This window comes from Erythrobacter sp. S267, assembly GCF_057365045.1.
Genome location: NZ_CP200298.1, coordinates 2731928 through 2757245 on the forward strand (window position 1 = coordinate 2731928; position 25318 = coordinate 2757245).

Genomic DNA, 25318 nt, shown 5'->3' on the forward strand with positions numbered 1-25318 from the left:
CTTTCCATAGTTGAAAGGACACTTTGCATATGGGCACGATTCTTCATTCTCTGATCTGGGCTGGAGCCATCCTTGGTGCAGCCTCAATCAGCGCCTCCAATGGGATGAGCGACAACGCCACATTGGGGCTTGTCATGGGTTTGACCGGGGCCGCATGGGCCGCTCTCCATTCCCGCACGCCCCAATCCCACTCACCATGCAACCGGAAGTGAGCGTCATGAGCACCGACACGCAAGAACCCGCCGAATTCAGCCGCGCTTGCCTGATTGCGGCTGCCTCGTCTGTCGCCAGCGCGCTTGCAGTGATGCTCTTGTGGAAGTCAGAAGCCATTGGCATCACCACCGCCTACCTGCTTGCGATCATCCCGACCGCTTTGATGATCTTCGCACTGGTCAAATCGTTTGGATCAGCAGGAGCCAAGGCAAGCCAGCGCTACCTCGCGCGGCTGGCCGTGGTGATGGCCTTCTATCTCCTCACCCTCTTTCTGGCGGAGAACATGATCGAGGATCGCGGCGTCACCGGGCCGCTGGCGGCCTTCCTCGCGCTGCTCCCCGGATTGTCCTTTGCCGGCGTGATCTGGGTTTTCGGCGGTCTGATTGTTGAAGAAAAGGACGAATTCTATCGCATGCTCTATGTCCGGCAGGGCCTGATCGCGACCGCCATCAGCTTCACCCTCGCCGCGGTCTGGGGCTTCCTTGAAACCTATGGGCAGGTCGAGCCGGTCGCCGCCTTCTGGTGGCCCACTATGTGGTGCTTCGGACTGGGTGTCGGCGCCATCTTCAACAAGCTTAAATACGGCGTTTTCGGAGAAGTACGATGAGCATGTCCTCTTATATGAAGAGCTACTTGAAACGGCTCGCCTTCTTCATGACCGCCTATACTGTGATTTTGATCAGCGGCCTGAGCTACCATCGCTCTAGTGGGCCGAATGAACTGGTTTCTATCGGACTTGCATTCCTAACTGCTCTGCCGATTTGCGGGGTGTTCTGGACTATGTTCCGCCTGCTCGTTGAGTGTGACGATGAGTATCAGCGCTTGCTCTTTGTAAAGCAGATGCTCGGGGCAACTGGCGCGACTTTGGTCATCACTACGGTTTGGAGCTTCCTCAAAACCTATGAGGTGCTGACAATCGGGCCGCAATGGGTCGCCGTCATCTGGTTTGCGATGTTGGGGCTGGCTGGTCCAATTGTGAGGTGGCGCGCATGAACAACCGCCTCAAAGTGCTGCGCGCGGAGCGGGACTGGTCGCAGCAGGATTTGGCCGACCGCCTTGGCGTCTCGCGCCAGAGCGTCAATGCGATCGAGAAGGGCCGCTACGACCCTTCCCTCCCGCTCGCCTTTTCGATCGCGGAGGTGTTCGAGCTGGCGATCGAGGAGATTTTCAGCCGGGATTGATTAGGCGGTGATCGTGTTCGACCCCGCCTCTACCGTGAGCGTTTTGGTCGCGGCGAGCTGGGTCGAACGCTGCCGCACGCCTGTCACAAACCGGTACTCCGTTGTCGCGCGCTGAGGCGTGAACTCGACTGTCATATAGCCTCTCTGCGATGTGTCGGCCCAGGCGAGCTCCGCGTTCTCCGTTACCAGGGCTGACGCAAGCCCATCCGGGGGAAGCATCGTCAGATAGCTCTCCATCCCCGGCGAACTGACCGAGGATACGCCCAGCTCCACGCCGACATTTGCGCCCTTGTGACCAAGGTTGAAGGCCCAGCCATTATGCGTGTCTCCGGCAAGCACGAACAGGTTCGCATCAGCCTCTTGCGCCATATCAAACACGCGCTCGCGCGCCGCCGGATAGCCGTCCCAGGCGTCCATATTCTGCGGCAGTCCCGCCTCGCTCGCCCGCGCTGAAGTGGTCAGGCGCGTCCGGAGCCAGTCGGGCAGGCCATCGCCCAATCCGCTGAGCAGACCCTTGGGTGAGTAGAGCTTACCCATCAGAACTTGCTGGACGAGCACTTGCCACGTGGTGCCCTCAGCCTTGGAGGCAAACAGCCCCTCGGCCAACCAGTTTTCCTGCGTCTCGCCGAGCAGCTGGCGCTCCTGATTGACCCAATCGCCATCGCGAAACTGCTCGAGCGCCGCTACGACTTTTTCTGGGTTCTCTTCACCCTCGACCAACATACGCAGGTTGAACTGTTCGTCGCGCCCTTCCAGCCGTGTGTCGAGCCGAAAGAGCGTCGCCAGATCACCGACCTGATAGCGGGCATAGGGCGCATCGGAGACCGGCATCCATTCTCGGTAAACCTGCTTCGCAATCGCCTTGCGCACGGACCATTCGCCTTCGGTTTCCGGCTGGTGGTTCTGAGCGCCATCCTTCCAGCTGTCATTAGTGCTCTCATGATCGTCCCAGATGGCGATCATCGGCAAGACCTGATGCAGCCGCTGCAAGTCCTTATCCGCACGGTAGGTCGCATAGCGCAGGCGATAATCGGCGAGCGTGATAATCTCGGTTGCCGGATCCTTCACCCGCTCAGGATGGGTCTGGCGCTCATTGGGATAGGTGTCGGCACCGTATTCGTAGATGTAATCGCCCAGATGCACGGCGAGGTCGACATCGTTCGCTCCAGCGGCATGGGCATAAGCGTTGAACCAGCCAAAGCCGAAGTTTGAGCAGGAGAAGACCGCCATGCGGAATTTGTTCGTCGGGCCTTCGGGCAGAGTGCGGGTGCGGCCCACCGGGGAGGCAGTGCCATCCGGGGAAATGAAGCGAAAGAAGTACCAAGTGTCGGGGGAAAGGCCATTCGCGACCGCCTTGGTGCAGAAATCTCGGGTTGGAGATGCCGAGGCTTCGCCGGAGGAGACAACGCTGGTGAAGGTGTCGTCTTCGCTGACCTCCCAGATCAAAGCTGTATCCGCATCGCTGACATAGCGCGTCCAAAGCAGCACACTGCCCGATTGAGGCTCGCCGCTCGCTACTGAATGCGTGAAGCCGCTGCCGAATGTGCGGGCGCTTGCAGGGGTCGCAGCGATAGCGGCAGAGGCTCCAGCCAGCGCAAAGATGCCGCGCCTGGTGAGGCCGGTTGCAGAGCGTGCGGGCTGCGGGATCGAGTCGGTCTTGAACATGGCATTTCCCCTTTGTTGGGCCCTCTTTTCAGGTCGCCCCTAATCGGCTTCCATGGCGCAACTGTGACAGGACTTGCATCCGCGGGCGATGAACAGGCACAAGGCTGACCCATGTCCGATGTCAAATTTCACGAAATGGCCGATAGCAACCAAAGCGCCCGCCGCATCGCCTATCGCTATCACGCGGGAGCCGGTCCTCTGCTCGTCTTCCTGCCCGGCTACATGTCCGACATGGATGGCGGGAAGGCGACTTCGCTCTTCGCTGAGTGTCAGGAGGAAGGCCGCGCTTGTCTGTTGCTCGACTATTCGGGGTGTGGGCAAAGCTCCGGCGATTTTGCCGATGGCACGTTCACCCGGTGGCGCGAGGAAGTGCTGGCTTTGATTGCGTTGGTCCAAGCAGAAGGCGCTCCGCAAGAAGTGCTGTTAGTCGGGTCCTCGATGGGCGGATGGTTGATGCTGTTGGTGGGAGAGGCTCTTGGAGACTCGCTCACCAGCATGATCGGCATCGCTGCTGCCCCCGACTTTACCCGTTGGGGGTACACTGAAGAACAGCGCGCGCAGATGGCGGCGGGCGAGGCGGTCTTCGAAGACAATCCCTACGGCCCCGAGCCGACCCCCACCCACCCCGGCTTTTTTGCTGACGCGGAAGGCCAGTTGCGGCTCGATGGAGAAATCGCGATCACTTGTCCCGTCCATTTGCTCCATGGTCAGCGCGATGCCGATGTGCCGTGGGAGATCAGCCTGCGCCACGCAGCCGCCTTGCGTTCGGACAGGGTACAGGTGACGCTGATAAAGGACGGCGACCACCGGCTTTCGCGCGACGAAGACATTGCGCTGCTCAAATCCACGGTGGCCACGTTCTACCAAGGAACCAATCCGTGATCCTCACCACCGCGCTCTTTTCTCCGGCCCTTTTGATGGTCGCCCAGGTTGGCCCCAATCCCAATGCGGGCGGGTTCCAAGGCGTGCCGGAGGAGCTGTTTGACCGCCCTCCCCGAGCCACCGATCAAAACGCCCCGCTTGACCCTTCAAGCCAGTGGCTGTCCGACTGCCTCGACTTGCTCGCGCAAGACGCCTCGCGCGCCCACACAATGGCGCAGCTGCAGCGCAATTCGAGCTTTGGCGCGGACCGGGTGCTCGCCAACCATTGCCTTGGGCTTGCGGCCAGCGATCTGGCTTTGTGGGACGATGCGCTCACCGCCTTCCTTGCCGCGCGCGATGAAACACCCGCTGAAGAACCGCGCACGCGGTCACGCTTTGGGACAATGGCAGGCTTGGTCGCCTTGGAGAGCGGTGATGTGGCCGGAGCGCTGACGATCCTGCAACAGAGCAAACTCGACGCCCAGACCGCCTCGTCCGCCCCCTTGCAGGCCATCGCCGCAACGCAGCTGGCGCGAGCCATGGTTGCTACCGGCCAACAACAAGCCGCGCTGATCGAGCTGGAGACTGCCACCTCCCTGCAACCCGACTCCGCTGAAAGCTGGCTGCTGCTCGCTACATTGCTGCGGAGGATGGAGCGGCTGGACGAGGCTCAGAGCGCGATTGAACGCGCCGGCGATCTTGCTCCAACGGACCCGGAAATCGGACTGGAAGCAGGGGTTATCGCAGTGCTCGGAGGGCGCGAGGATGCGGCCCGTGCGAGTTGGCAGTCGGTGATCGCAGTTGCCCCTGAAAGCCCGGCAGCCGCGACGGCTCGGGACTATCTCGCACAACTCGGCCCGGCACAACAAACGGCGCCAACGCAGGAGCCTTCGTGACCCAATTCTCCGTCCTCGACCTCGTACCTGTCAGCGAAGGCAGCTCCGTTTCCGACGCGCTTGCCGCCAGCACCTCGCTCGCGCGCAAAGCCCAAAGCTTGGGGTGCAAGCGCTTTTGGGTGGCGGAGCATCACGCGATGGACGGAATTGCGGGCGGGGCTACATCAGTGGTCCTCGCGCATATCGGCAATGCGACTTCGACCATCCGCATTGGCTCTGGCGGGATCATGCTGCCCAACCACACGCCGTTCCAGATCGCCGAACAGTTCGGAACGCTCGATGCGCTGTTCCCTGGAAGGATCGACCTGGGGCTTGGCCGTGCGCCGGGGGCTGGGCCGGAATTGCAACGGGCATTGCGCAAGAACCTCCACCAGGCTTCCGAGTACTTCCCGCAAGACGTGGTTGAGCTGCGTGCGCTGCTGACCGGAGAAGTCGAGTTGGCCGTGACAGCGACGCCGGGGCAAGGCGCAAAACCTGAGCTTTGGATGCTCGGCTCCAGCCTGTTCGGCGCCCAGCTCGCGGCAAAACTGGGCATGCCCTACGCATTCGCCGCGCATTTCGCGCCTGATCACCTCGACGAGGCGCTTGAGATCTATCGCCGCGATTTTCAACCGTCTGAAGCGCTTGGCGAACCCAACGTAATGGTCGCAATGAACGTGTTTGCTGCGGACACTGAAGGAGAGGCGTTGACCCTCGCCTCAAGCCAGCAACAGGCCTTCGTCGCGCTGCGAAGCGGCAATCCTGGGCGGCTCAAACCACCGGTCGAAAATTACCTCGCATCTCTGCCCGCCCCGCACCGCGCGATGCTGGAACATGTTGGGCAAGCGGGCGCCGTTGGGACACCGGCTCAAGTGCGCGAAAAGATCGAGGCGTTTGTCGAGCGCACAATGGCCGACGAGATCATCCTGTGCGGATCAACCTTCGATCCGGCGGCCCGCGAACGCTCGCTGGAGATGACCGTTGAGGCCTGCGCTGCCATTCCCGCCTAGGCGACCCTCCCAGCTGTGAACCCCTTACCCGCATATCAGGACTTATCCTGCTTGCACCCAGCCAGCAAAAGCCTGTATTGTACGCCACAAAACTACAGGCCCGCATAATAAAATTACTCACGAGTCGGGTCGGAGCAGGATCAGGGGCAGGGAGTTTCAGGCGATGAGCGCAGCGGTCTCGGGCATTTCCAAAGGTAAGTCGAACAGGCTTTTGGGCGAGTTGCAGAAGCATCTCAAGGCCGCCATTCTCCCGGGCGACACCCCACTCGACGGAGCGGAACTGGAAGAGGCCAGCGCTTTTTTGCTGGAGGCAGCGCAGCGGCGCGTCGGATCGCGTCCCATCGTTGCGATTGAATCGGACACCGGCGAAAAACGGCGCCTGCGCATTGCCATCGTCAATGCCGATATGCCGTTTCTGGTCGACTCGATTGCGGCAACGATCAGCGCGCAGGGGCTGAGCATCGACCAGTTGATACACCCGGTTGTGGCCGCCACTCGCGATGATGATGGCGTGCTTACCGGCCTGTCGGCAAAGGGTGGAAAGGGCGAGCTTGAATCGCTCATCTACATCGAAACGCCGCGCATCGATGCGCGTCTGCGGCGCGAATTGCTCGCTCAGCTGAAGACGACACTTGGCGACGTGCAAGCCGCGGTCAATGACTGGCCCAAGATGCGCAAGGCGATGGCGCGTGACGCCGACGCGATGAGCGCCGCCACCAAGGGTGATGCGGCAGAGGGCGTGTGGCTGTTCAATTGGCTTAATGACGGAATGCTCACGCAGCTCGGCCACCTGATCCGGACACGCGAAGGCGAGAGTACCAAGGCGCTCGGCATTTGCCGCAAGAGCGCGAAGGACATTCTTGCCGACACTTCTTTTGAACGCGCGTTTGAGTGGTTTGAGGAAAAGGCGCCCAAGGACGCGCAGCGCGATGTTCTGATCATCAAGGCCAACCGCCTCTCAACCGTCCATCGCCGCGTGCCGCTTGACCTGTTCATCGTGCCCTTGCGGGAAGGCAAGAAAGTCACCGCGCTTTCGGTCCATGCGGGCGTCTGGACCAGCGCTGCCCTCGCGACCCCGCCTGACGAAGTGCCGGTCCTGCGCAAGGCATTGGCCGATATTATGCAGGGGCTCGGTTTTGATCCCAAGGGACATGCGGGCAAGGCGCTGGTCCATGCTTTCACCGCTCTGCCGCATGACCTGTTGACGTCTTTCGCGGCGGAGGATGTGGGCCGCCTCGCAACCGTTATGATGAGCCTAGTTGACCGCCCGCGCCCGCGCGTGGTGCTGGTCCAATCCGCACTCGCTCGCCACGTTTTCGCGTTCGTGTGGTTGCCACGTGACCACCTCTCAACCGCTCTGCGCTTGCAGATCCAGGACTTGCTGACGCAATCCGACGGCGTCGACATGTTGAGCTGGAGCCTGGAGGTCGAAGGCTCGACCCTTGCTATGCTGCAATTCCTGCTCGACACGCGCGCCAGCGACGCGATGCCGGATGCAAGCCGGATCGAAGCGCAGCTGATCGAGTTGCTCAAAGGCTGGGACGAAGGGGTCGAAGCGCATCTGGCCGAGATGGATGACAGCAACCGCGTGGCCGCCATCACCGCGCGCTATGCTGGCGCGTTTTCGCCCGGCTATCGCGCGCGCTATGGCGCTGCGGAAGCCGCGCTCGACATCACGCAGTTGCACGCGATTGCGACCGGCGACGACCCGACCGTGCGCACCTGCCGCCTATACAAGCTCGACCATGTCGACGTTGGCAAATTGCGGCTCAAAATCTACCACACAACCGGGCACATGCCGCTCTCCGACGCGGTGCCGGCGCTTGAAAATTTCGGCTTCCGCGTGCTGGCGGAGATGCCGACACGGCTTGACGAAGGACGGCTTGGCACGATCCACGAATTCAAGCTTGAAGTGCCAGAGGGCACCGATCTCGATGCCTTGCTGGAGCGGTCTGAGGCGATCGAAGCCGCAATCGCTGCGGTGCTAAACGGCCAGTCAGAAGATGACCCGTTCAACCGGCTCGTAGTCGGCACCGCGCTCAGCTCGCGCAGCGCCGTGTGGCTGCGCGCGATCTATCGCTATCTGCGCCAGACCGGAATGGGCTTCACGATCTACACCGTGGTCGATGCGCTGGAGCGCGCGCCCAGCGTGACGCAAGCGATGATCGACCTGTTCGTCGCGCGCCATGCGGTAGAGTTCGCCGGAGACCGCGAGGCGGCCATTGCCTCGGCACAGAGCGCCTATATGCGCGGCCTGTCCAAAGTCTCCGCGATCAATGACGACCGCCTGCTGCGCCTCTACCGCGCGGTGATCGACGCGGTTTTGCGCACCAACGCCTTTGCCCCTGCGGCAGAAGAGGCCTTGGCCTTCAAGATCGACTCCGCGCTCGTCCCGAACCTGCCAAAGCCTGTGCCATGGCGCGAGATCTTCGTCTATTCGCGCCGGGTAGAGGGTATTCACCTGCGCTCTGGCGCGGTCGCGCGCGGTGGGCTGCGTTGGTCCGACCGGCGCGACGATTTCCGCACGGAGATCCTGGGCCTCATGAAAGCGCAGAAGGTCAAGAATGCAGTGATTGTACCGACCGGTGCGAAAGGCGGTTTCTATCCCAAACAGCTGCCCTCTCCCGCCATCGACCGCGATGCTTGGGCGGCGGAAGGCCAGGCCAGTTATGAGGTCTTCATCCGCACGTTGCTCTCCGTCACTGACAACATCGTGCGCGGCAAAGTGGTGCATCCTGACAGCGTCCGCGTGCTCGATGGCGAAGACCCCTATTTCGTCGTCGCAGCGGATAAGGGCACCGCGCGCTTCTCCGACGTGGCCAACGGTATCGCTGAGAAGGCAGGCTTCTGGCTCGACGATGCGTTCGCGAGCGGCGGCTCCAACGGCTACGACCACAAGGCGATGGGCATCACCGCGCGCGGCGCCTGGGTGAGTGTGCAGCGCCACTTCCTCGAACAAGGCGTCGATGTTCAAAGCGACAGCATCCGCGTCGTCGGCTGCGGCGATATGTCGGGCGATGTGTTCGGCAACGGCATGCTGCTATCCAAGGCGATCAAACTGGTCGCCGCTTTCGACCACCGCCACATCTTCATCGATCCCGACCCTGATCCAGCAAACAGCTGGAAAGAGCGCAAGCGTCTGTTCGACCTCCCCCGCTCAAGCTGGGAGGATTACTCCAAGGACCTAATCTCCAAGGGCGGCGGCGTCTATTCGCGCGATCTGAAACAGATCAAGCTGTCGAAGAAGGCGCGGGAGGCACTCGGCATTGAGGCGACCGAGATCGAACCCGATGCGCTCGTCTCTGCAATCATCAAAGCGCCAGTGGACCTCATCTGGTTCGGCGGCATCGGGACCTACATCAAGGCCGAGAGCGAGAGCCATCTCGATGTTGGCGACCCCTCGAACGATGCGCTGCGGGTCAACGCGGCGGAGGTGCGCGCCAAGGCGATTGGCGAGGGCGCAAACCTGGGCGTTACTCAGGCAGGCCGGATCGCCTATTCGCTCCAAGGCGGCCGCATCAACACCGACTTCATCGACAACTCGGCAGGCGTTGATTGCTCGGATAACGAAGTGAACATCAAAATCGCGCTCGCGGCAGCCACACGCGATGGCTCCCTTACAGAGCGCAAGCGCAACAACCTGCTCGCCAAAATGACCGACGAAGTCGCCGACATTGTACTGGAGGATAACCGTTTGCAGGCGCTGGCTCTCTCCATCGCGGAGAGCGGCGGGGCTTCAGCGACAGCATCTTATGCTCGCTTGATCGAGCAACTCGAAGCCATGGGCGCGCTCGACCGCAAGACCGAGGGGCTCGCCGATGCGGAGACATACACCCGCCGCGCGGCGGATGGGCACGGGCTGACCCGGCCAGAGCTCGCCGTGCTGCTATCCAGTGCAAAACTCGCGCTGCAAGACGCGATTGAGGCGAGCGGATTGCCCGATGACGCGATGCTTGAGGAAAACCTGATCGCGATGTTCCCGCATCCGATGCAGAGCAAATTCTTGCATCAGATCAAGGAGCACAGACTGCGCCGCGAACTGATCGCGACTGACCTCGCCAACCGCATCGTCAACCGGCTGGGCCTGATCCACGCTTTCGAACTGCCAGAGGAAGAGGGCGTTGGCCTCGCCGATGTCGCCGCCGCTTTCGTGGTGGTTGAACGGTTGTTCGACCTCAAAACCTTGTGGCAGGATATCGACGCACAAACCATGAGCGAAACCGCGCGGATTGAGCTGCTCGACCGGCTCGCAGCGGCGGTGGGCAACCTGATGTCCGACGTGTTGCGCACTGGCGCAGGCCGAGTCGAGGCAAGCGCCATGATCGCCGATTTGCGCGGCGGTGTCGAAGCGCTGCTTGTCAACCGCGCCGATCTGATCTCCGGCGTAACGCAAGAGCGCTCCAGCGCGCTGCGCGCCAACTTTGTCGAGCTCGGCGCTCCGGCTGGTCTTGCAAACAGGGTCGCGGATCTGTTCGATTATGATGGCTCCATCGGACTTGCACAGCTGGCCCGCAAAACCGGGATCGAGCCGACGATCCTCACCCGCGCCTTCACCGATATCGGCCAGCGCATCGGCCTGGATTGGGCGCAAGGCACCGCCGCGCATATGTCGCCTACTGATGTTTGGGAGCGATTGCTGGTCGATGGATTGGCACGCGATTTCCAGCATATGCGGCTCGATTTCCTTAAGCGGCTGATGCGGCGCAAGGCGGGCAAGAAGGACCCGCAAGGCGCGGTTGCTGCATGGGCTGAGCACAACACAGATGCAGTCGAGCAATTCAAAGCGATGATCGCGCGTGCTCAGGCAAGGCCCCCGGTTGCGCCTGCGGTGCTCGCTCAAATCGGCAGTCAGGCGCGCAACCTGCTGGAGAGGTGACGGACCGCAAAGAACGGCCTCTTCGCTTGACGTGAGCGCCATTTTGCGAAAACGCTTGTCCCATGAGCGAACAAATCAGCAGCTCCGCCGACATCGTGATTGTCGGCACGGGCCATGGCGGCGCGCAGGCCGCGATTGCCTTGCGCCAGCAGGGCCACGAAGGCTCGATCATGATGATCGGACGCGACGCAGTGCCTCCCTACGAGCGCCCACCTCTCTCCAAGGAATATCTCGCAGGCGACAAACCGTTTGAGCGGATGATGATCCGGCCTGAGAAATTCTGGGCGGACAAGGGCGTCGATCTGAAGCTGGGTGCATCGGTCACGGAAATCGACTGGATGCGGCATGTCGTGACTTTGTCGGACGGCGGCACGGTCGCATACCGTAAACTGATCTGGGCAGGCGGCGGCGACCCGAGGCGTTTGCCGGTGCCCGGCGCCAATCTCGCCGGCATCTTCTACGTTCGCGACAAAGCTGACGCCGATGCCATGCGCGCGGCTCTGGATGCAGGGGCCAAACGCGCGGTTGTTATTGGAGGCGGCTATATCGGCCTCGAAGCCGCTGCGGTCCTGCGCAAGTTGGGCTGCGAGGTGGTGCTGCTCGAAGCGCTCGAACGGGTTCTGGCAAGGGTCGCGGGCGAGGACCTCTCGCGCTTCTACGAGGAAGAGCACCGCCGCCAAGGCGTTGATGTGCGGCTGGAGCAAGGCGTCGCAGAGATCATCGGAGAGGATGGCAAAGTCACCGGCGTCCAGCTCAACAATGGCGAAGTTGTGCCATGCGATATGGTGGTTGTCGGGATCGGGATCGTGCCTGCCATCGCGCCGCTGATCGCTGCGGGAGCCGCAGGGTCGAACGGGGTCGATGTCGACGTTTTCTGCCGCACCACGCTGGATGACATCTACGCCATCGGAGACTGCGCCGCCCACGCCAACCCCTTTGCCGACAGCGCGGTGATCCGCCTGGAGTCGGTACAGAACGCCAACGATATGGCGAACACGGTTGCCAAGGCGATTATGGGCGACAAGCAGCCCTACCACGCGCTGCCGTGGTTCTGGTCGAACCAGTATGACCTCAAATTACAGACGGCAGGACTGAGCCTCGACTTTGACGAAACCGTCCTGCGCGGCGATCCGGCGACGCGCAAGTTCACTGTCGTATATCTGAAAGAGGGCGTGCCTATCGCCTTCGACTGCGTGAACACGATGAAGGACTATGTGCAGGGGCGCAAAATGCTCGAACGCGGGGCGGAGAAGATCGCGCCCGAACTGCTCTCCGACACCGAAATTCCGCTCAAAGAGATGATGTGAGAAGCGCAGGGTGATTGGCGCAGGCGACAACCAGCCGATGCTGGCCGGGGTGAAAGTGGTCGACCTCACCAGCGTCGTCTTCGGGCCCTATTGCACGCAAATTCTTGCCGATCACGGGGCTGAAGTGACCAAGGTCGAAGCGCCAGGCGGCGATGTCTATCGCTACAGCGCCAAGCCCGCCAGAACGCCCGGCATGGCGCCCGGCTTCATCGCGCTTAATCGCGGCAAGAGATCGGTGGTGCTCGACCTGAAGCAGGAGAAGAACATCGCAGCCCTGCGCGCCATGCTGAGCGAGGCGGACGTATTCATTCACAATGTCCGCGCAGAGGCAATCGAGCGGCTGGGCTTTGGGTATGAGGCCGTGAACGCGCTCAACCCCGGGATCGTCTATGTCCACTGCGTCGGCTTCGGGTCGGACGGTCCGTATGGCGGCTTGCAGGCCTATGACGATGTCATCCAAGCCGCGACCGGCGCGACCACGCTGCTTCCCCGCGTCGATAGGGACGAGCGCCCGCGATACCTCCCTTCGCTGATCGCCGACAAGGTTGCTGGGCTGCACGCCGCCTATGCGACGCTGGCGGCAATCATCCACCGCCTGCGCACCGGCAAAGGGCAGCATGTCGAAGTGCCGATGTTCGAAGCTTTCACCAGCTTCATGATGAAGGATCACCTCGACGCCAAGACCTTCGATCCGCCCAATGGCGATGCCGGCTATGGACGCCAGCTCGACCCCGACCGCCAGCCTTTCCGCACCAAGGATGGCTGGATCAGCATCGTGCCTTACGTGCCCCAGCACTTCCCGCTGGTGATCGGCCTTTTGGGTGATCGCGAGATGGCGGGGGAGGCTCGCTTCAAGGATGTGCGCACGATCCTTGCCAGCAGGCCTGAGCTTTATAAGCGGATTGGCGAGCTGACCGCGCTCAAGACCACGCAAGAATGCATCGCGATCCTGCGCGAGGCAAACATTCCATCGATGCCTGTTACCGATCTCGACGATGTGATTGCGGACGAGCATCTGCACGCCAGCGGCTTTTTTGAGCGCAGCGAACACGCAAGCGAGGGCGCGCTCTACCAGATGCGCGAGCCCAGCCGCTACAGCGACTGGTCCGCAGGCCAGATCCCCGATGCGCCGCTGCTCGGCGAGCATGGGGAGGACGGTTAGGAGGCACTCTCCAACCGGCCAAGCGCCCATGCGGCGGCTTCGGCAACAACCGGATCGGGGTCATCCTTCAAAGCAGCAACAGGTGCCTTCAACGACGCATCCGCTGAGTTCCCCGCCGCATAAAGGCAATTCCTCACAAACCGGTCCCGCCCGATGCGTTTGATCGGAGAGCCAGAGAACAGCGACCGGAACCCGGCATCATCCAGAGCGAGCAACTCATCCAGACGCGGCGCGGTCAATTCAGGGCGGGCGAGGAAGGCCTTGTTTGCCTGCGCTTGCTCGGCAAACTTGTTCCAGGGACACACCGCCAGACAATCGTCGCAACCATAGATGCGATTGCCCAGCGCCTCGCGGAATTCCTCGGCAATCGGACCCTTATGCTCAATGGTGAGATAGGAGATGCAGCGCCGTGCATCGATCTTGTAGGCGCTCGGAAAGGCATCGGTCGGGCAGGCATCGAGGCAGGCGCGGCATGATCCGCATTGGTCACGGTGCGCCTGGGCAGGCTCCAGCTCCAACGTCGTGTAGATCGCGCCGAGGAACAGCCAGCTCCCATGATCGGGGCTGACGAGATTGGTGTGCTTGCCCTGCCAGCCAAGCCCCGCCGCCTCGCTCAAGGGCTTTTCCATCACCGGCGCTGTGTCGACGAAAACTTTGACCTCGGCCTCGGGCTCCTGCGCCACCAGCCACCGGGCAAGCGCCTTCAGCCGCTTTTTCACGACATCGTGATAGTCGCGCCCCTGCGCATAGACAGAGATGCGAGCGCGCTCCGGATAGGCCTCCAGCGCCAGCGGATCACTCGCCGGCGCATAGCTCATGCCGAGCGCAATCACGGATCTAGCCTCGGGCCACAGGCCTTGGGGGGAGCGACGGTGATGGAGGCGCGTTTCCATCCACTCCATCGATCCGTGATGACCCTCGCCCAGCCAATGCTCGAGCCGCTCCGCGCGCAACGCATCTTCTTCAGAACGCGCGAAACCGCAGGCCGCGAAACCCAGCTCCGCCGCTTGCATCTTGATACGATCAGTTAAGGCAGAACTTGTGCCCGCGTTAACCATGCTTAGGGTTACTCCCGTTTAGTCTCGCGCGTTAACCGTCATGCCCATGGATATGGCTCCGCACAATCACAACCTGACAGCACAAGCTGAAAGTCTCAATGAAACCAACGCAATCGACACGCAGCCAAAGGGACCAGGAGTCGAGGACGATGTCTTGAGCCTCGTTCCTCCCGTTGCGCGCGCATTGGCGATTGAGGCTCGCGGGCTTGTGAAAAGCTTTGACGGCACACGTGCGGTCGACGGCGTTGATCTGAGCGTGCCGGAAGGCGCAATCTACGGCGTGCTTGGCCCCAATGGCGCTGGAAAGACGACGACTTTGCGAATGCTGCTGGGCATTATTGACCCCGACGAAGGCGTGCGCCGTGTGTTCGGCCATGACCGCCCGCACGATATTGGCCGCTTGATCGGCTATCTGCCCGAAGAGCGCGGGCTCTATCCGGCGATGAAAGCGATTGAGGCGATTGCGTTCATGGGGGCGCTGCGAGGGCTTTCGCTGAAGGAAGGGCGCGAGCGGGGGATGGAGCTTCTTGAGCGGCACTCGCTCCTCCACGCCGCTGACCGGCAGATCCGCCAACTGTCCAAAGGGATGGCGCAGACTGTTCAGTTGCTCGGCACGCTGGTCCACCGTCCGCGTCTGGTGGTGCTGGATGAGCCGTTCTCAGGCCTCGACGCGATCAATCAAGGCAAGCTAGAAGGAATGATCCGCAACCTTGCCGAAGATGGCGTGACGGTGATTTTCTCAACCCACGTGATCCACCACGCAGAGCGACTGTGCGAAGGCGTCGCGATCATTGCCGGGGGCAAGGTGCCCTATGCCGGAAGTGTCGAGACCGCCCGCGACCGTATCCCGGCGCAGGTGCGTCTCGAAACTCGCGCGCGCGAAGGTGGCTGGACGCAAGCTCTGCCCAAGGAGGCTCGGCGTGAGGGCGATTTCTTCTACTTCCCGCTGCCGGAAAGCGGTGTGGAGCCGCTGCTCAAGACACTGATCGAAGGGGATGCGGGCATTCTTTCGCTCTCGATTGAGCGCGCTGGCCTGCACGATGCCTTCGTCGCGATTGCGGGTGAAGCTGCGGCCAAACAGCTCGAAGCGGACGCAGCAGGAGGCGCAAAATGAGCGCGCATGATCAAGCAGCGATTGACGCCAAGCCGCGCCTCTCACGCCTAGAGGCCGCATGGGTGGTCGCCCGCCGCGACTTTATCGCGGTGCTGTTCAGCCGCGCCTTTCTGTTCTTTCTGATCGGGCCGCTTTTCCCCGTGCTGGTCGGCGGTCTTGCCGGAAGCATCGGCAGCCAGGTCTCGCGCGATGTGGCTGTGGTCGAAGTCGGCCTCGCGATGAGCGCAGCTGACAACGCCGCGATGATCGAAGCGCGCGACCGGCTGTATCCGCAATTGGGCGGCGCGGTGCCCGCCTTGCGCGAAGTGCCTGAGGCTGCCTCTGACCCCACCTTTGATGCCGCCACCTTCCTCGAAGACAAGCGCGGGAACTATGCGGCTATCGTCACTGGCTCTCTCACCGCCCCGCAAGTCGTGGGGACCGAGCGCCAGATCAATCGCTGGCGTGGCCCGGTTGAGCTGATCGCGGGCGAGGCGACGGCAGCAACGCCGATCTCCGCGCCGCAATCGAGTGTGCAGACAGTCGCCGCCAGCGCGGCGTCGGAACGCACCAACCGCATCCGCACCGCGCAAGCCGCGCAGATGGTGATGTTCTTGCTGACCATGCTGCTCGCCGGCATGGTGCTATCCAACCTTGCAGAGGAAAAGGGCAACAAGATCATCGAAATCCTTGCCGCTGCCATTCCGATGGACGCGGTGTTCATGGGCAAGCTGTTTGCGATGCTGGGCGTATCCTTCGTTGGGATCGCTGTATGGGGCATGCTTGGTTGGGGTTTCTGGGCCGTGGCCGAAGATGCGATCATCACAGTCACCGAAACCGATTTCAGCAATCTGCCGGGACCTGCTGTGGGTTGGCCAATGTTTATCGCGCTGGGAATTGCCTACTTCTCGATGGCCTATCTGCTGCTCGGCTCGCTGTTCCTCACCATTGGCGCCATGGCGAACACAGTGCGCGAAGTTCAGACGCTGTCGATGCCGGTGACGATGTTGCAACTGATGGTGTTCTTCCTTGCCGCCGCGACGTTGACCGATGCGGGTTCGCATCTGGAGCTGCTGGCCGCTGCCTTCCCGCTATCCTCACCCTTTGCCTTTCTCGCTCGTGCGGCTTTGGACGAGACCTTGTGGGTCCACGCCGCCGCGCTTGCTTGGCAGGCGCTGTGGGTGGGCTTGCTCGTCAAAGGCGGCTCCATGCTGTTCCGCAAACGCGTGATGAAATCAGGCGGAGCAGGACGCGAGAAGAAGCGCTGGTGGAAACGCAAGGCAAGGCCCGCCGACCCGGCACTCGAGCCGGCAGAATAAGTAGCCAATCGCAACTCACTATTGACATGCCTGTCAGTTAGGGCAGGATGCGAGGTGAGGGAGAGGCCAGCTGCAAGCACATAATGGCCTCCACTAGGAGAGAGAGCCATGGCCAGCATTGCGCCTGAACGTCCCAAAGTCCGCACATCGCCCAGCGCCTACGAAGCGTTGAAGGCCCATTACGAAAAGCATCCCGAAGAGCGGCCAGCGCACCCACACAAATGGGACCTCAGCCGCTCGGACATCTATTTCGAGGACAAGTGGCAGCCGATCGTCGCTGAAATGCAGGCGGAAGGTCCGCTGCACTGGATCCCGGATAGCCCCTATGGCCCCTATTGGTCGGTCGTAGGCCACAAGGCCATCCAGCATATTGAGGCTCTGCCCGATACATTCTCGTCCAGCTGGGAGCATGGCGGAATCACGATCCTTGAGCGGCTTTCCGAAGAGGAGCTGGCTGAAAGCACCGTCGACCGGCGCGAATTGCCGATGTTTATCGCGATGGACCGCCCCGAGCACACCGGCCAGCGCCGCACAGTCGCGCCCAAATTCAAACCCTCTGCCATGGCCGACATGGAGGATGAGATCCGCGCCCGCACTGGCGAATTGCTGGACACGCTGCCGCGCGGGAAAGTGTTCGATTGGGTCGACACTGTCTCAATCGAGCTGACCACCGGCATGCTCGCAATCCTGTTCGGCTTCCCCTGGGAAGACCGCCGCCACCTGACATTCTGGTCCGACTGGTCGGGAGATACTGAGCTGGCCGGCGTGCGCGAACTGGATGAGCTGCGCTGGGAATTCCTGCATGAGATGGCCGCTTACTTCCAGTCGATCTGGATCGAGCGGACCCATGACAAGGAACCCGGCAACGACCTCATCTCTATGATGATCCATTCCGAGGCGATGAACCAGATGCGCCCGGAAGAGTTTATCGGCAACCTCGTCCTGCTGATCGTCGGCGGCAATGACACGACGCGCAATTCGATGAGCGGCTTTGTCCATGCGCTCGACAAATTCCCGGACCAACGCAAAGTGTTCGAAGAAGACCCCAGCGTGATCCCGAACGCGGTGCAGGAAATGCTCCGTATGCAGACGCCGCTCGCTCACATGCGCCGGACCTGCACTGAGGATACGGAAGTCTTCGGCAAGACGATCAAAAAGGGCGAGAAGGTCGTCCTGTGGTATCTCGCCGCGAACCATGAAGAGAGCGTTTTCGAAGACGCCCACACACTCAACCTGCGGCGCGAGAATGCCAAGCGGCACATCGCCTTTGGCTATGGCATCCACCGCTGCGTTGGCGCGCGGCTCGCCGAACTGCAATTGCGCGTTTTGCTCGAAGAGATGCACAAACGCCGGATGCGGGTGCATGTCGCAGGCGATGTTGAGCGGGTGCGCGCGAACTTCGTCCACGGCTTCCGCAAACTGGAAGTCGAGATCACCGAATTCTGAGCAGGTGAAACTTTTCGAGGCTTTTCGGCGTAAATACCTTGTAGGACACTTAGACTTGCGAGGGATTTGACCCGTGCCCACCAGACCTACTTTCGCCCACTCCTCCCGGCGCTCTTTCGTCGGCGGCACCGCTTTGGCGGCTGTCATGCCGTTTCTCGCCAGTTGTGGGAGCGGTGTTGAAGCGCGTGAGGGGCGGACCTTCCGCGTGCACCGCACCGAGGCGCAATGGCGTCGCAGGCTCACGCGCCAGGAATTCTACGTTCTGCGCGAAGCAGGGACCGAGCGCGCCTACACCTCGCCCCTCAATGACGAGAAGCGGCGCGGCAAATATGTTTGTGCGGGCTGCGGGAATGACCTTTATTCTTCGGCGCACAAATATGACAGCGGCACGGGCTGGCCGAGCTTTTGGCAGCCGATTGGCAATGGCGCGGTGGGAACCTCAACCGACTACAAGATCGGCTATCCACGCACCGAAGTGCATTGCGCCGATTGCGGCGGGCATTTGGGGCACATCTTCGGTGATGGCCCTCGCCCGACCGGCAAGCGTCACTGCATCAACGGCGCAGCGCTTGATTTCATTCCGGCTTAACGCGCCAGAGCTTCACGCCTGAACTGGCGCGGTGTTCGACGGGCTCGAGCCAGTCCGGCTGCTCACCCGCAACCAGCTGAGCAACGAACCCATCAGGCGCAATCTTCGAATAAAGCCGCGCTTCGCCAAGGCTGGGGCACAGGGCAACATAGCTCGTCCCGCGCTCAGCCAGAGTCGCGCGCGCCTCGTCCGGCGTGCCAATTGCCGTCTCAATCAGGACCTTCATCGCTGCGTGCCCGCGGTGGTGGCCGGTGGCGAGGACGGTGTGGTCGCTCACAAGCAGAAGTTCCGGCGCAATGTCGAGCGGGGCGTAGAACTCGCCTGTTGGCAGGCCAGCCAGCACCTCACCCATATCCTGCACCCGGCAATCAACCGCCTTAACCGGCGCATCCGCTGCTCCTCCAAGAGAGGCCCGGGCGGGGATGGCGCTGGTCAGCAGCATGGCCGGGAAAGCGGGGAGCAAAGCGCAAACTACCGCCAGCATCGCGGCCATGCGCGGCGCGGGCCGACGCATTGTGCGGATGGATCGGAGCCATTGGCGCAGCTGCCAAGCGAGCGGCGGCGCGGCGAGCGCGCAGGCGACCGCTCCGGCGCGCGAGATCAGCAGGGAGATCAGCAGGGCCGCTCCCAGAATGATTGCATAATCGCGCCAGAATCCGCGCAACCAGTCGCGCGACTGGCTCGTCAAATTGATCGCGGCAACCAGCGCAATGGCAGGCGTCACCGCATATTGCAGCGCGACAGTCAGCGACTGCCGCCAGATCGGCATCCCTTCAAGGATGTTCGCGTGCCAGTACTCAGCGACCAGCGGGTCAAGCTCAGCAAAGCCTCCACCGGTCACGCATTGCGGGGTCGTGTAGGCCATCATGCCAATCGCACCCCCTCCGGCCAGCGCAAAGCCGCCGATCAACCATGCGCGCGGGATAGGCTCGACCTTGGCGAGGACCGTCAGGACAATCGCACCCCAACCGAACATCGCAAGATGAACCGGGCTGATCGCGTCGCAATAGTTGAGCAGTTGGTCGAAGCCTCGGGTGAATAGGAATACGCCCGTCCCGGTTATCGCCAGCGCCTGGATCGCGGTGACGAGCCAATCGCGCAAGTTCCGGTCGCGCAGCCAGCGCAGCGCCAGCACGGCAAACATAGCGGCGGCCAGCACCAGCCCTTCAATCGAAATCGACGTCCAGATCGCGGCAGCAAAGCCGATCACCGCGCCTCCCACTTTGGGTGAGCGGGCCATCAACCCGTTGATCGCGACGAGCGCGCAGACGATCTGCCAGCCGTGGTGGTCGATCCGAAGCGGGCCAAGCTGGAACAGCACCGGCACCGACAGAGCGAGCACCAAAGTGGTCAGCGTCGCTTCCTCATCCCCCATCAGCCGCCAAGCAATCCGCGCGGCGAGCAACATGGCGACCAGCAGCGTCACAAGCGGAACAATAATCAGTGCAGCGCTCTCAGCCGCGCTCGCTCCGAGAATGGGGGTCAGGATCAGGATCACCAGCGCAAGCGGCAGATCGACCAGCCGCGACCAGTGCATCTCGACCCCGCCATTTGGCGCATCGACACGTGTCTGGGTGAGGTCAAACCAACTCTGTCCGCCAACCAGATCGCGCACTTGGATCAGGCGCATAATGTCGTCGGGATCAGGGAAGCGCTGGGTCGCAATCGCGCTCCAATTCACTGCAATCAGCAGCGCGGAGACAATCACCCAGGCAATGCCCACGCGGCTCAAGAATTCGAGCGGAAAGGCCCCTCTGCGGCGGTCCGTTGAAGTGCCGACCAGCATGGCGCGCTCATTCGCCCGTATCGCGGAAGACGACCCGGCTGCGGATCAGCCAGGTAGCAAGGAAGCTTACGACGATGGCCGCGGCCTTGGCGATCCGTGCGTCGATCCCGCCCGCAACACCGGCGGCGACGATCCCCGTGGTGAGCGCAAGGCCTACCAGCGCGGAGATCACAAACAGAGCCTTTTGTTGCGTGCGTGCGGAGCCTCCGCTGGCAACGCGGTCCTGAAACACGGCGCGGCTCGACATCAGCCAATGCGCGACAATGCCGAGCGAGTAGCCGATGGCCGAGGCCGGCGCCGCAGCCACACCGACAGCCATCAGAGCAAGGAAGCTCCCCACATCAACCGCCAACGCCCCAACGCTCGCGAGCACATAGCGAACGAAGCGAATGTCGCTGAGGCGGTTGAAGAGAGAGGCGGCGAAGGAAGCCATGACGGTTAAGCCGACTTGCGAATATCTTCGCCGGGCTCGTCTTCTGGCGCAATCCGCTCCGGCACACCGCGCAGAGACGTCAGCGCTGCGACCTGATCCTCAGTCAAAGGTTTGGTATCAGCGGCGTTTGCAGCGATCTCGGTCTTCTCACCTTCGTCGCCCGCCTCGTGATATTCGGCGTCTTCATTGACACACCACGTGTCGTAGACGCGCTTGCCGGCGAGGATATTCTCCACTGTCAGCATCGCGGTCATCATCGCGTGGTCTTGGTTGTTGTAACGGTGCATCCCGTTGCGCCCCACAAGGTGCAGGGTTGGGTGCTTGGCCTCTAGCTCGCGCCGCATCGCATCGACATTGGCCTCGTAATCGTCGTCATAGACCGGATAGGCCTTTTCCTGACGCACAACCGCGCCGCTCACGACCTTGGATGGATCGCACAGGCCGAGAATTTCCATCTCGCGCGTCGCTTGCTTGACCAGATCCTCGTCGGAGGAGGACCACAGGCCGTCCCCTTCAAAACAGAAATATTCCAGACCTACGCAGGCCATATCCTCGTCAGGCACCATCTCCGGCGACCACGAACGGAAGTTCTGCACGCGGCCCACCTGAACCCGCTCATCATGGATGTAGATCCAGTTGTCGGGGAAGAGGTCCTCCGACTTCACCATCAAAGCGACGGTGAGGAAGTCGCGGTAGCGCAGCTTGCTTGCGTCGATCGAGCTTTGCGGCAGCGGGTGGATACGCTTCGACAATTCACGCATGGGCGCAGAACTGATCGCATGTTTCGCGCGAACCGTAGCAGTGCCATCCTTCGAGGTAGACGTCATGGTCCAACCGGCGCCATCATCAGAGATACGCACCAGCGAGTGACCCATCAGCACCTGACCCTTGCCGGTCGCCTCGATGTGATCGCGCGCCGCGTCCCACATCATGCCCGGACCCAGTCGCGGATAGCGGAAGGTTTCGAGCAGGGTTTTCACTTCCTGACCGTCATTGGGTTTCTTGTTGAGGCCGAGCGAGCGCTTAAGGCCATCCATCACTGCGTTCCACAGCGACAGGCCTTTAATGCGCTGAGCCGCCCAATCGGCGCTCATTTCATCACAAGGCATGCCCCACACTTTCTCAGTGTAGGTCTTGAAAAAGATAGAATAGAGCTTCTTGCCGAACTGGTTGGTGGTCCAATCTTCGAAACTGCGCACATCCTTGATCGGGAAGAGCTTGTAGCGAAGGTAGGAGAGCATACAGGCGGTTGAGCGCAGAATGCCCAGATTGCGCAGCGCCTCAAAGGCGCGCAGCGGGTAGGAGTAGAACTTACCCTCGTAATAGATGCGGCTCATGCGCGGGCGCTGGATGAAATCGTCGGGCAGAATCTCGTTCCACAGATCGACCACTTCCTGCGATTTCGAGAAGAAGCGGTGGCCGCCAATGTCGAAGCGATAGCCTTCGTGTTCGACGGTGCGGCTGATGCCGCCCACGTAAGTCTCGTCTTTCTCGATGATGGCGACCGATTTGCCTTGCTTGGTCAGCAGATAGCCTGCGGTCAGGCCAGCGGGCCCCGCGCCAATGATTGCGACATCAACGTCGATAATGCCCGAAGTGTCAGCCTTGGCTTTCGTCATTCAAACCCCCGTTAGGTGGCCGTTGGCGCATATCGCCACGCGGCTCGGGATCGGGAGTGAAGGAAATTGGTTAGCGAGGCGTAAATATGGCCGCTTAATCGGTCATTTTTTGCGTCTGTCGGCGTTAATCGAGCAGCTTGGGGCATTGCAGCCGCGCGGCCAGCCGGGCGAAATCGGACAGGCTGAGCGTGTCATCGAACACAACGCCATATTGATCGTCGCGCCGCCAGCGCACTTTGGCGCGCACTTCAGGCAGCCGAAGCAGCTTATCCTCCGGCTCAATCCGCAGGTTCTGGTCGATCGCGAACATCGCGTCGCTGGTGAAGCGTGCACCCTGCTGGGAGAGGTTCTCAACCACGCCTTGGGCCTCACCCGCCAGAGTGCGGATGGTGATGGGGAAGAACAGCCCCAGCCGCATACCCCGTTTGGGGAATTGGTTGTGCTCCGCAATCAACTCATCAACATCAACCGGTTCAGCGAATTGGAAGCCTGCTTCGCGGCCTCGAACCCATACCGGTTTGAGGACATATTGACTGCCGTCGGGCATGTGCAGCTCGAGCTCTTCGTCTTGGGGCACTGCGTGAAGCATTTTGAGCGAGATGCCTGTTTCAGAGACATCGCGGATCACGCAAACGAATTCGCCATGGTGCGAGACGAGCTTGGCCGCGCGGATGAGCAAGGTGAGCCGCGGGGCAACGCGGTGTTCGCTGTCCGCTGCTTCATCGCAAGGCGCATCAGCACCATCCGCGTCCGAACCGAGCGGCTCGGAGCGATCTTCCTGCGCATCTTCAAATTGCAGTTTGTTTGCTGCGTCTTCCATGCTCAATCGCCTGACGCGCTGAAGAGGGCGAAAGGGGGGCGCGCGCCACAATCCCAGACCGAGGGGCGGTGCTAGGAAATATGGGTTAAGACCGGGATAATGGTGCGGGTGGTGGGACTCGAACCCACACGAGTAATAACTCAGGGGATTTTAAGTCCCCGGCGTCTACCATTCCGCCACACCCGCAGGAGGCTGTTTTGCGACTGCAAACCCGATAGCAGAAGGGCGCGGCGGAGCAACCAAACCCTTGCGCTGAAATCGTTAACAGCCCATCTCGCTCGCAGCGTTCCGATAAATTTACGGGCGCGGCAAATGCAAGGGGTGTCGGCATGGCGGATGGAGCTCAGATCGCGCAAACGATCCAGCCAGCGGTCACTTTGCTTGGCCTGGGCATTGGCGCGGCCATGGTGTCGCGCGCCTGTCGGCTCAATCCGATTGTCGGCTATCTGGGGCTTGGCTTTGGGCTGGCCGCCTTGGGATATTCCGGCAGTTTCTCGGGCCCAATTGTAGCCGCTTTGGCCGAAGTCGGCGTCATGTTCCTGCTGTTCAATCTGGGGCTGCATTTCTCGCTCGGCCGTATTCGCGAGGAAGCGGGCAATATCTTCGGCTTTGGCGCCTTGCAGATGTTGATTGCGGGCGGAGGCTTTGCCGCTCTGTTTTACATGATTGGACTCGACCCCACTTTTGCGGTGATCGGAGGGTTCGCCATGGGGCTGTCCTCGACCGCCGTGGTGATCGGATTGGTGAAGGAGCGCGAGCAGGAAGACTGCCCCGTCGGACGCGCTGCGCAATCGATCCTGATTTTCCAGGACATCGCTGCGATTGCCTTGCTGGTGGCGGCAGGCTCGCTGGCATCGGGCGGGGCACTGGGGCCTGCTTTGGGCATCGCTGGATTGAAAGCCATCGGGGCCTTTGTCATCGCAGTGGCCTTCGGACGCTATTTGACAGAGCCGCTTTTCCGCCTGATCGCGCGGGTCGGTAGCAGTGAGGTCTACACCGCGACCGCTTTGTTTATCGCGCTTGCAGCTGGCTGGGCGACGGGCATGGCGGGGCTGTCGATGACTTTGGGCGCGTTTCTGGGCGGCATGGCCGTGGCAGATTCGCGTTACCGCATCATGGTCCAGACCGAGATTGACGCCTTTCGCGGGCTGTTCCTCAGCTTCTTCTTCATCTCAGTGGGCCTCGCGATTGACCCCGGCGTGATTGCGAGCAGTTGGTTCCTCGTTCTGGCCGCAGCGGGCGGGTTGATTGCGCTAAAGTGCTTGCTCAACGTGATCGCCGGGCTGGCCAATCGGTGGTCGGGGCCGGGCTCAATCCAACTGGGCTTTCTGCTGGGTCAGGGAAGCGAGTTCGCGTTGGTGATCCTCGCTCTGCCCGCCGTGGCAAGTCTTGAAGAGCCGCGCCTCATCTCAATCCTCGTCAGCGCGATCGCAATCAGTCTTGCCGTGACACCGCTCATTTCCAACCTTGGACGCAAGCTGGCGGGCAAGTTGCGCCAAGGTCCGCCTGATCAAAAGCTTGCCGGTGACGATGCGCCCGTGATCATCATTGGCCTTGGGCCTGCTGGACGCGCGGCGGCTGATGCGCTGGCTTATAACGACATCGACTATCTCGCGGTTGAGCCCAATCCGGAGCGTTTCGAAATCGCGGTCGCCGATGGCTACCCGGTGCATCACGTCAATGCAGGCGATCCGCGCAGTTGGGAGCATTTGGGCATGGGTCAGCGCAAAGTGGTGCTGGTCGCGACCGGGAATCTTGCGATCTCACGCGAGCTCACACCTCTGGTGCAAGAGCGGTTGCCCGATGTGGTGCGGATCATCGCCCTTCCCGGTCCAGAAGGCGTGGGCGAGTTCACTGAGCTGGGCATGCTTCCGGTCGATACGAGCACGAGCACCGGCCAGGAGCGCTTAGTCGACCTGGTGTTTGAGGCTCTGGATCGGACACGCAAAGTGGTATCACCCAGCCGCGTGGACGAGGAGCTTGAAGCCCAATCCCTTTGGTGATG

At 61.7% G+C, this 25318-nt stretch carries 20 protein-coding genes and 1 tRNA gene; 14 read left to right on the top strand and 7 right to left on the bottom strand.

The annotated features are described in order from the left end of the window. Nucleotides 1–217: 217 nt before the first annotated feature. From AC0V6X_RS12825 to AC0V6X_RS12835, 3 genes are read left to right on the top strand one after another with little or no spacing between them, the layout of a single operon-like run. Nucleotides 218–820, top strand: a complete 603-nt coding sequence (locus tag AC0V6X_RS12825; RefSeq protein WP_486184938.1) for a hypothetical protein — start codon at nucleotides 218–220, stop codon at nucleotides 818–820. Then, entirely contained in the window at nucleotides 817–1206 is a 390-nt protein-coding gene (locus AC0V6X_RS12830; RefSeq protein ID WP_486184939.1) for a hypothetical protein, read from the top strand. The genes AC0V6X_RS12825 and AC0V6X_RS12830 overlap by 4 nt, the downstream gene beginning before the upstream one ends. After that, the gene (locus AC0V6X_RS12835) at nucleotides 1203–1394 is read left to right on the top strand and encodes a helix-turn-helix transcriptional regulator (protein ID WP_486184940.1); all 192 of its coding nucleotides are present in this window, start codon (nucleotides 1203–1205) and stop codon (nucleotides 1392–1394) included. Before AC0V6X_RS12830 ends, AC0V6X_RS12835 begins: the two co-directional genes overlap by 4 nt. On the opposite strand, the gene AC0V6X_RS12840 is transcribed toward AC0V6X_RS12835, so the two are convergent. Further along, entirely contained in the window at nucleotides 1395–3059 is a 1665-nt protein-coding gene (locus AC0V6X_RS12840) for an alkaline phosphatase D family protein (protein WP_486184941.1), read from the bottom strand. A gap of 111 nt (nucleotides 3060–3170) precedes the next feature. Here AC0V6X_RS12840 and AC0V6X_RS12845 point away from each other — a divergent pair, with 111 nt between their 5' ends. From AC0V6X_RS12845 to AC0V6X_RS12870, 6 genes are all read left to right on the top strand, one after another. Next, the gene (locus AC0V6X_RS12845) at nucleotides 3171–3941 is read left to right on the top strand and encodes an alpha/beta hydrolase (RefSeq protein ID WP_486184942.1); all 771 of its coding nucleotides are present in this window, start codon (nucleotides 3171–3173) and stop codon (nucleotides 3939–3941) included. Then, nucleotides 3938–4816, top strand: a complete 879-nt coding sequence (locus AC0V6X_RS12850) for a tetratricopeptide repeat protein (RefSeq protein WP_486184943.1) — start codon at nucleotides 3938–3940, stop codon at nucleotides 4814–4816. Before AC0V6X_RS12845 ends, AC0V6X_RS12850 begins: the two co-directional genes overlap by 4 nt. Then, nucleotides 4813–5805: an LLM class flavin-dependent oxidoreductase gene (locus tag AC0V6X_RS12855; RefSeq protein ID WP_486184944.1), complete on the top strand. Its 993-nt coding sequence runs from the start codon at nucleotides 4813–4815 to the stop codon at nucleotides 5803–5805. Before AC0V6X_RS12850 ends, AC0V6X_RS12855 begins: the two co-directional genes overlap by 4 nt. Before the next feature lie 163 nt (nucleotides 5806–5968). Further along, on the top strand, nucleotides 5969–10681 hold the full coding sequence (locus AC0V6X_RS12860; protein ID WP_486184945.1) for an NAD-glutamate dehydrogenase domain-containing protein: 4713 nt from the start codon (nucleotides 5969–5971) through the stop codon (nucleotides 10679–10681). Nucleotides 10682–10743: 62 nt separating this feature from the next. Then, nucleotides 10744–11988, top strand: coding sequence for an NAD(P)/FAD-dependent oxidoreductase (locus AC0V6X_RS12865; RefSeq protein WP_486184946.1), 1245 nt, complete (start codon nucleotides 10744–10746; stop codon nucleotides 11986–11988). Between the two features lie 10 nt (nucleotides 11989–11998). Continuing rightward, nucleotides 11999–13150 carry a CaiB/BaiF CoA transferase family protein gene (locus AC0V6X_RS12870; RefSeq protein WP_486184947.1) on the top strand — a complete coding sequence of 384 codons (1152 nt, stop codon included), beginning with the start codon at nucleotides 11999–12001 and terminating at the stop codon, nucleotides 13148–13150. Here AC0V6X_RS12870 and queG read toward each other — a convergent pair. Beyond that, nucleotides 13147–14208, bottom strand: coding sequence for a tRNA epoxyqueuosine(34) reductase QueG (gene queG, locus AC0V6X_RS12875; protein ID WP_486184948.1), 1062 nt, complete (start codon nucleotides 14206–14208; stop codon nucleotides 13147–13149). The genes AC0V6X_RS12870 and queG overlap by 4 nt on opposite strands. Nucleotides 14209–14254: 46 nt before the next feature. Between queG and AC0V6X_RS12880 the strand changes: the two genes are divergently transcribed. The 4 genes from AC0V6X_RS12880 to msrB all read left to right on the top strand — a co-directional run bounded on the left by AC0V6X_RS12880 (nucleotide 14255) and on the right by msrB (nucleotide 18655). Beyond that, complete coding sequence (locus AC0V6X_RS12880; protein ID WP_486184949.1) at nucleotides 14255–15322, top strand: ABC transporter ATP-binding protein; 1068 nt, start codon at nucleotides 14255–14257, stop codon at nucleotides 15320–15322. Continuing rightward, on the top strand, nucleotides 15319–16620 hold the full coding sequence (locus AC0V6X_RS12885; protein ID WP_486184950.1) for an ABC transporter permease: 1302 nt from the start codon (nucleotides 15319–15321) through the stop codon (nucleotides 16618–16620). The genes AC0V6X_RS12880 and AC0V6X_RS12885 overlap by 4 nt, the downstream gene beginning before the upstream one ends. A gap of 108 nt (nucleotides 16621–16728) precedes the next feature. Then, nucleotides 16729–18066: a cytochrome P450 gene (locus tag AC0V6X_RS12890; RefSeq protein WP_486184951.1), complete on the top strand. Its 1338-nt coding sequence runs from the start codon at nucleotides 16729–16731 to the stop codon at nucleotides 18064–18066. Nucleotides 18067–18211: 145 nt separating this feature from the next. Beyond that, nucleotides 18212–18655, top strand: coding sequence for a peptide-methionine (R)-S-oxide reductase MsrB (gene msrB / locus AC0V6X_RS12895; protein WP_486185582.1), 444 nt, complete (start codon nucleotides 18212–18214; stop codon nucleotides 18653–18655). Here msrB and AC0V6X_RS12900 read toward each other — a convergent pair. The 5 genes from AC0V6X_RS12900 to AC0V6X_RS12920 all read right to left on the bottom strand — a co-directional run bounded on the left by AC0V6X_RS12900 (nucleotide 18642) and on the right by AC0V6X_RS12920 (nucleotide 23499). Beyond that, entirely contained in the window at nucleotides 18642–20441 is a 1800-nt protein-coding gene (locus tag AC0V6X_RS12900) for a hypothetical protein (protein ID WP_486184952.1), read from the bottom strand. The genes msrB and AC0V6X_RS12900 overlap by 14 nt on opposite strands. A 7-nt stretch (nucleotides 20442–20448) precedes the next feature. Further along, nucleotides 20449–20874, bottom strand: coding sequence for a GtrA family protein (locus AC0V6X_RS12905; protein ID WP_486184953.1), 426 nt, complete (start codon nucleotides 20872–20874; stop codon nucleotides 20449–20451). Nucleotides 20875–20879: 5 nt separating this feature from the next. Further along, the gene (locus AC0V6X_RS12910; RefSeq protein WP_486184954.1) at nucleotides 20880–22493 is read right to left on the bottom strand and encodes an NAD(P)/FAD-dependent oxidoreductase; all 1614 of its coding nucleotides are present in this window, start codon (nucleotides 22491–22493) and stop codon (nucleotides 20880–20882) included. 124 nt (nucleotides 22494–22617) lie between these two features. Then, entirely contained in the window at nucleotides 22618–23313 is a 696-nt protein-coding gene (locus AC0V6X_RS12915; RefSeq protein ID WP_486184955.1) for a PilZ domain-containing protein, read from the bottom strand. A 100-nt stretch (nucleotides 23314–23413) separates the two neighbouring features. Further along, a tRNA-Leu gene (locus tag AC0V6X_RS12920) sits at nucleotides 23414–23499 on the bottom strand. Between the two features lie 143 nt (nucleotides 23500–23642). On the opposite strand from AC0V6X_RS12920, the gene AC0V6X_RS12925 reads away from it, so the two are divergent. Continuing rightward, nucleotides 23643–25316, top strand: a complete 1674-nt coding sequence (locus tag AC0V6X_RS12925) for a cation:proton antiporter (RefSeq protein ID WP_486184956.1) — start codon at nucleotides 23643–23645, stop codon at nucleotides 25314–25316. Nucleotides 25317–25318 lie beyond the last annotated feature (2 nt).

What these genes read in the sequence shown, in the direction of transcription:
- AC0V6X_RS12915 (WP_486184955.1), bottom strand. Translation starts at nt 23,313, where the DNA reads ATGGAAGACGCAGCAAACAAACTGCAATTTGAAGATGCGCAGGAAGAT.
- AC0V6X_RS12865 (WP_486184946.1), top strand. Translation starts at nt 10,744, where the DNA reads ATGAGCGAACAAATCAGCAGCTCCGCCGACATCGTGATTGTCGGCACG.
- AC0V6X_RS12845 (WP_486184942.1), top strand. Translation starts at nt 3,171, where the DNA reads ATGTCCGATGTCAAATTTCACGAAATGGCCGATAGCAACCAAAGCGCC.
- AC0V6X_RS12925 (WP_486184956.1), top strand. Translation starts at nt 23,643, where the DNA reads ATGGCGGATGGAGCTCAGATCGCGCAAACGATCCAGCCAGCGGTCACT.
- AC0V6X_RS12880 (WP_486184949.1), top strand. Translation starts at nt 14,255, where the DNA reads ATGGATATGGCTCCGCACAATCACAACCTGACAGCACAAGCTGAAAGT.
- AC0V6X_RS12905 (WP_486184953.1), bottom strand. Translation starts at nt 20,874, where the DNA reads ATGGCTTCCTTCGCCGCCTCTCTCTTCAACCGCCTCAGCGACATTCGC.
- AC0V6X_RS12860 (WP_486184945.1), top strand. Translation starts at nt 5,969, where the DNA reads ATGAGCGCAGCGGTCTCGGGCATTTCCAAAGGTAAGTCGAACAGGCTT.
- AC0V6X_RS12825 (WP_486184938.1), top strand. Translation starts at nt 218, where the DNA reads ATGAGCACCGACACGCAAGAACCCGCCGAATTCAGCCGCGCTTGCCTG.
- queG (WP_486184948.1), bottom strand. Translation starts at nt 14,208, where the DNA reads ATGGTTAACGCGGGCACAAGTTCTGCCTTAACTGATCGTATCAAGATG.
- AC0V6X_RS12835 (WP_486184940.1), top strand. Translation starts at nt 1,203, where the DNA reads ATGAACAACCGCCTCAAAGTGCTGCGCGCGGAGCGGGACTGGTCGCAG.
- msrB (WP_486185582.1), top strand. Translation starts at nt 18,212, where the DNA reads ATGCCGTTTCTCGCCAGTTGTGGGAGCGGTGTTGAAGCGCGTGAGGGG.
- AC0V6X_RS12830 (WP_486184939.1), top strand. Translation starts at nt 817, where the DNA reads ATGAGCATGTCCTCTTATATGAAGAGCTACTTGAAACGGCTCGCCTTC.
- AC0V6X_RS12900 (WP_486184952.1), bottom strand. Translation starts at nt 20,441, where the DNA reads ATGCTGGTCGGCACTTCAACGGACCGCCGCAGAGGGGCCTTTCCGCTC.
- AC0V6X_RS12910 (WP_486184954.1), bottom strand. Translation starts at nt 22,493, where the DNA reads ATGACGAAAGCCAAGGCTGACACTTCGGGCATTATCGACGTTGATGTC.
- AC0V6X_RS12885 (WP_486184950.1), top strand. Translation starts at nt 15,319, where the DNA reads ATGAGCGCGCATGATCAAGCAGCGATTGACGCCAAGCCGCGCCTCTCA.
- AC0V6X_RS12890 (WP_486184951.1), top strand. Translation starts at nt 16,729, where the DNA reads ATGGCCAGCATTGCGCCTGAACGTCCCAAAGTCCGCACATCGCCCAGC.
- AC0V6X_RS12840 (WP_486184941.1), bottom strand. Translation starts at nt 3,059, where the DNA reads ATGTTCAAGACCGACTCGATCCCGCAGCCCGCACGCTCTGCAACCGGC.